We start from the raw sequence: 2,433 nt of genomic DNA, 5'->3' as shown, positions 1-2,433 counted from the left end.
GGCTTGTATTGTCCAGTCGGTATTAAGTTCTTCTTTGTTTAAGATAAGTTCGCCAATGTTCACCTCATGTTGATGCGCAATAAAAATTGGGTGGGCAGAAATGCCTTCAACCATAATCTCGATTGCTACTTCTTTAATCGCATCAGCATAAAATTCTAAATCTTTTTCTAGACTTATCAGCGGACTTTCCTGCTTTTTTTGTGGTGTTCCGTTCTCTTCGGGCGTTGCGCCTAATAATTCTTCTCTATCCATACCTTAACTAATAATTGAATTTTGAATGAGTGAATAGTTGAATGTTAAAGGCAAATTGCCCCATTCTGTCACTCAATCTTTCTCTCACTCAATCATTTTATTACTTTAACCTTAACAATACTACATTTTCTACGTGTTGCGTGTGCGGAAACATATCTACAGGTTTAATTCGCACCACATCGTATTTTTCTTTCAATAATTCTAAATCTCTTGCCTGTGTGGCTGCATTACAGCTTACATAGACAATTTTTTCAGACTCCATTTCAAGCAATCTCTGTACTACATCTGCATGCATACCAGCGCGTGGCGGATCGGTAATCACCACATCTGGTTTACCATGCGCCAGGATAAATTCTGAAGTAAGAATATCTTTCATATCTCCGGCATAAAAAACCGTATTATCAATGCCATTTAACGCTGAATTAAACTTTGCATCTTCAATAGCGGTTGGCACGTATTCTACCCCAACTACCTGCTTTACGTTTTTGGCAATAAAATTTGCAATCGTTCCAGCACCAGTGTATAAATCATAAACCAATTCATCACCTTTAAATCCGGCAAAATCTCTGGTGATTTTATATAGTTCGAAGGCTTGTTCAGAATTGGTCTGATAAAAAGATTTCACTCCAATTTTAAAACGGATGCCATCCATTTCTTCGAAAATATGATCGCGACCGGAGAAAACCACCACATCCTGATCGAAAATAGTGTCATTCTTTTTTTGGTTAACGATATACAGCAAAGAGGTAATCTGTGGAAATTCATTTTTAAGGAACCCCATCAAGCCATCAACTTGTGTCTGTTCCGGATAAGCAAATACCACGGCAACCATCACCTCTCCTGTGCTAGAAGTACGGATAATCAGGTTACGCAAAACGCCTTCATGGTTACGCAGATCGTAAAACGACAGGTCGTTTTCTAAGGCATATTTACGTACTGCGTTTCTGATCGAATTAGAAGGCTCATCCTGTAGATAACAATGCTCGATATCTAAAATTTTATCAAAACGCAATGGTACGTGAAAACCCAGTGCATTCATGTCAAAATCTTCATCGCGTTCTACATCGGTTTTTTCCAACCAACGTTTGTTCGAAAAAGTAAATTCTAATTTATTTCGGTAATATCTGTTTTTTTCTGAGCCTAAAATCGGTTCAGTTCCTGAGGTATCTATTTTACCTAAACGCTGTAAAGCTGCCTCAACATTTTTCTGTTTAAACTTTAATTGAGCATCGTAACCCATATGCTGCCATTTGCAACCGCCACAGGTTCCGAAATGAGGGCAGAAAGGATCAGTACGCAACGCTGATTTTTCATGAAGCTGATCGATGATTGCTTCAGCAAAATTCTTTTTCTTTTTGGTCAACCGGACATCTACCACATCACCGGGAACGGCTTTATCAACGAAAATGACCAATTCGTCAGCCTTGCCAACACCTTTTCCCTCTTCAGCAATATCGATTATATGTACGTTTGGAACAATAGTTACCRTACCAGGTTTTCTTCTACTCATTATTTTGCAAATATAGAAAAAAGAGGTTAAAGGTTAAGGACAGAAAGGTATAGGGTTTAAAAACCAATTAATCAAAAGATTGRCCATAATCATCCTACTCGAACAAGAACTGTCCGGCAATGGAACCCTGATTTTAAAAATTATTTTCCAAAAAATTTAAATGCCGCGCCCCAAAAGCCATCTAACCAATTAAATTTTAGGTCAAATTTTTCATCCACCAGTACAGAAAACTCTAATATTTCTTTGCTCATGATAAAAAACCTATCTATTTAAGCAATAATACTAAATTCATACCAAAAACCAAAACGGTATAAATTAATTTTATGTTAATTTTACATCAAAAGGTTAAATCATTCCCTTTACAACAACTACAATTGCGATCAATTGATTTTCAGTTCCTTATTTGATAACCAAATAAAAATCCGTAACTTAAAGTATCATTCACATAAAAATGGAGGTTCATTATGAACGTTATCCGTAAAATTGAACATTGGGGAGATGTTCATCACTCAAAATGGCTAGATTATCTTCGGATTGTACTTGGCCTGATCATTTTTGGAAAAGGTGTTTCTTTTGTTAGCGACACTTCGGTTCTTCAGAACATGATTACACAAAACAACGTATTTGGTTTTTCGGGCATGCTCATCAGTGTCGCCATTCATGTTGTTGCA

The 2,433-nt window shown here is 36.8% G+C and carries 2 protein-coding genes and 2 pseudogenes; 1 reads left to right on the top strand and 3 read right to left on the bottom strand.

Features of this window, described 5'->3' with window-relative positions; all coding sequences use genetic code 11:
• The 3 genes and pseudogenes from AC1DND_RS25755 to AC1DND_RS25745 form a co-directional block, all read right to left on the bottom strand.
• A pseudogene (locus AC1DND_RS25755) lies at positions 1–252 on the bottom strand (hypothetical protein); the annotation flags it as partial.
• Between the two features lie 100 nt (positions 253–352).
• Complete coding sequence (gene rlmD, locus AC1DND_RS25750) at positions 353–1,762, bottom strand: 23S rRNA (uracil(1939)-C(5))-methyltransferase RlmD (protein WP_477585417.1); 1,410 nt, start codon at positions 1,760–1,762, stop codon at positions 353–355.
• Between the two features lie 140 nt (positions 1,763–1,902).
• On the bottom strand, positions 1,903–2,013 hold the full coding sequence (locus AC1DND_RS25745) for a hypothetical protein (protein ID WP_029275619.1): 111 nt from the start codon (positions 2,011–2,013) through the stop codon (positions 1,903–1,905).
• A 213-nt stretch (positions 2,014–2,226) separates the two neighbouring features.
• Here AC1DND_RS25745 and AC1DND_RS25740 point away from each other — a divergent pair.
• Positions 2,227–2,433: pseudogene (locus tag AC1DND_RS25740) on the top strand (DoxX family protein); the annotation flags it as partial.

The sequence above is a fragment of the Pedobacter sp. 01N416 genome (genome assembly GCF_056399685.1).
Note: the sequence above shows the minus strand (reverse complement) of the source record. Positions and strands in the feature narration are given on the sequence as shown.